This is a genomic window from Desulfosarcina sp. (assembly GCF_041551955.1).
Classification (GTDB): Bacteria; Desulfobacterota; Desulfobacteria; order Desulfobacterales; family Desulfosarcinaceae; genus Desulfosarcina.
Map to the genome: position 1 here is coordinate 1 of NZ_JBFELV010000550.1, position 2,952 is coordinate 2,952.

Consider the following 2,952-nt stretch of genomic DNA (forward strand, 5'->3'; position numbering starts at 1 on the left):
GACATGCTGGGAATGGAGATGGACATCGAGGCTGACTTGGGCATCGACTCCATCAAGCGGGTGGAGATTCTCTCCGCCATGGAGGAGCGCATGCCCCACCTGCCTCAGGTCACACCGGACCGGGTGGGCACCTTGAAAACCTTGGGCCAGATTGGCGCTTACCTCTCTGCGGGTGAAGTCGAGCCGCCAATCGGCACCTGCCCATGTGCGCCGATAAAGCCGGTATCGACGGATCGGGAGCCATCGGAAACGATACCCCGTCGGATCATGGACGTCGTGGCGTCTCCGAAAAAACCGGGTCGTCCCTTACGTATCGAATCGGGCCGCTGGATAGGGGTCATGAGCGACAACGCCCCCATGGCGCAATCCATGGTCGACGAATTGACCCGCATGAAAATAGACGCTCGCCTGCTGACCTCCGATGCAGCGGACAACACGGCGAGCTTTGCCGGGGCGGCGGGCTTGATCCTCTGCGTTCCGACCGATCCGGAAACCGCGTTTCTGGCAGCCAAACACGCCGCTCCGGAGTTATTGGGCGCAGCGACCCACGGTGATGCCCTGTTTGCGGTGGCCACCGGCATGGATGGGGCCTTCGGTTTTACGGGAAACGCCTTCGACCATCCCGAGCAGGGTGCGCTGGCGGGCCTGGTCAAGACCGCCGCCCTTGAATGGGAGGCGGTCGTCTGCCGGGCCATTGACCTGTCCCCTGATTTTGCAGATCCCGATGAAGCCGCACAACGGGTCGTTGCAGAACTGCTGAATGTTTGTGACCACGATCCGGTGGAGATTGGTTTGCGCCCTGATGGCCGGATAACATTGAAGCCGGTTTTCGCCCAGGTCGTTGAAGGTCCGTTCCTCCTGGATAAAAAAGATGTGGTTGTCGTCACCGGCGGCGCCCGCGGCGTAACGGCCGATTGCGCCCTTTACCTGGCTCGGGCGACCGGTGTGTCCATCGCCCTGATCGGTCGATCGGCACCGCCTTTCAAAGCCCCCGATTGGCTCGCGGGCGTCCAAGACGAAGCGGCGATGAAAAAAGCCATCCTTGAAAATGCGTTTACGGCTTCAAAACCCACGCCGCAAACCCTGGAGGCGGCATATCGGAAGCACGCGGCCAATCTCTCCATCACCCGGACCATCCATGCACTGACGGCCTCGGGCGTCAAGGCCGGCTACTTCAAGGCTGACGTCACCGATCGGGAGCGCCTGCACAAGGTGATCGACGCCATTGAAAACCAGCTGGGTCCCATCACCGCGCTGGTCCATGGCGCCGGGGTGCTCCACGACCGATTGATCAAGGACAAAACCGTCGACCAGTTTCGGCAGGTCTACACCACCAAAGTGAACGGGCTGAAGAATCTACTCTCCGCCCCTCAAATGAACCACCTTCATCACCTGGTCCTGTTTTCATCGGTCAGCGCCCGCACGGGAAACATCGGCCAATGCGACTATGCCATGGCCAACGAAGCGCTCAACAAGATGGCCCGGGTGCAAGCCCTGAATCATCCTGCATGCCAGGTTACCGCCATCAACTGGGGACCGTGGGATGGCGGCATGGTAACACCTGCCCTAAAAAAAGCCTTTGACGCGAAAAACATCCAATTGATTCCCGTCGACGCCGGCGCGCGCCTGATGGCGGCTGAAATGAACAACGCCGATCCGGGCCCTGTGGAAGTTCTCATCGGCAGCATGCTGTCCGGCAAGACCGACGACGAATCGGCTGAATTCCCGGACGCACCCATGGCGCTTCTGGAACGCCGCGAATTGGATCTGCAGCGCTACCCGGTGCTCGCCTCCCATATCATCGGCGGCAGGCCGGTGGTGCCCTTTGCCCTGATTACCGAGTGGATCGGCCATGGAGCGCTCAAGGAGAACCCGGGCTATTCCTTGCACGGCATCGACGATTTGCGTTTGCTCAGCGGCATCCGCATCGAACAGGAGAAAAAACTGGTCCGCCTCATGGCCGGCAGAGCCAGAAAAACCGGCGATGCCGTGCAAGTGGACGTAGAGCTGAGAAACGGCGTGAAGAACGGCAAGGATGTGATCCATACCCGGGCCCGCGCACTCCTGGTTGACCGGTTCCCCAGCGCCCCGGTCTTCACCGGCAACGGCAGGAACGGCAGTCGCGCCTACCCCCGTGATTTGGATGCCATTTATGGGCCGATCCTGTTTCACGGCGACCACCTGCGGGCGATCAAAGCCATCGACGACTACTCCGACCATGGCATGACGGCCCGGCTGACCGGCGCACCGAAACCCGAGGCGTGGATGCAGGATCCCATCCAGGGAAGTTGGATGGCCGACCCCATGGTCTTGGACGGCGCCTTTCAAATGGCCATCGTCTGGTGCTTCGAGCAGTCCGGAAAGGTCTGCCTGCCCAGCTATGCCCGCGCCTATCGCCAGTATCGTCCGGCATTCCCGGCATCCGGCGTGACGGCGGTCATGTCGGTGACTGCTGCGGGTGACCGCAAAATGATCGCCGATTTCACCTTTCTGGACGACGATCGACAAGTGGTGGCCACCCTGACCGGGTACGAGGCCACCGTTGATGAATCGCTCATCCATGCTTTTAAAGAAAATGTATTAAAAACTGTTTTTACAGAGCCTATTCAATGATCGAACTACCCGTAAAAAACCATCGTGACACTTACACCGTCAATCCGACCAAGCTGATTGCCCTGGGGTTGAACTACCGGGCCCACATCGCCGAAAGCGTTTCGGTGAGAGTCAAGGGCTTCACCGACGAGGTGCCCACCGAACCCCTGCTCTTCCCCAAAACACCCAACGTGCTGGTCGGGCCGGATCAAGCCATCGTTATTCCACGATTCTTAAAGGAGTATGGATTCAAGGCCCTACGTACCGATTACGAGGCGGAACTGGCGCTGATCATCGGCAACCGGTGCAAAAATGTATCAGCTGCTGACGCCTTAGACCAGATTTTTGGCTACACCTGTA

General features: G+C 59.6%; 2 protein-coding genes. Both read left to right on the forward strand.

The window, feature by feature from the left end; genetic code table 11:
* On the forward strand, positions 1–2,613 hold a 2,613-nt coding region (locus ABYV26_RS23950), incomplete at its 5' end, for an SDR family NAD(P)-dependent oxidoreductase (RefSeq protein WP_372683867.1).
* The coding region (locus ABYV26_RS23955; RefSeq protein WP_372683868.1) for a fumarylacetoacetate hydrolase family protein at positions 2,610–2,952 on the forward strand (343 nt) is incomplete at its 3' end. The genes ABYV26_RS23950 and ABYV26_RS23955, both read left to right, overlap by 4 nt.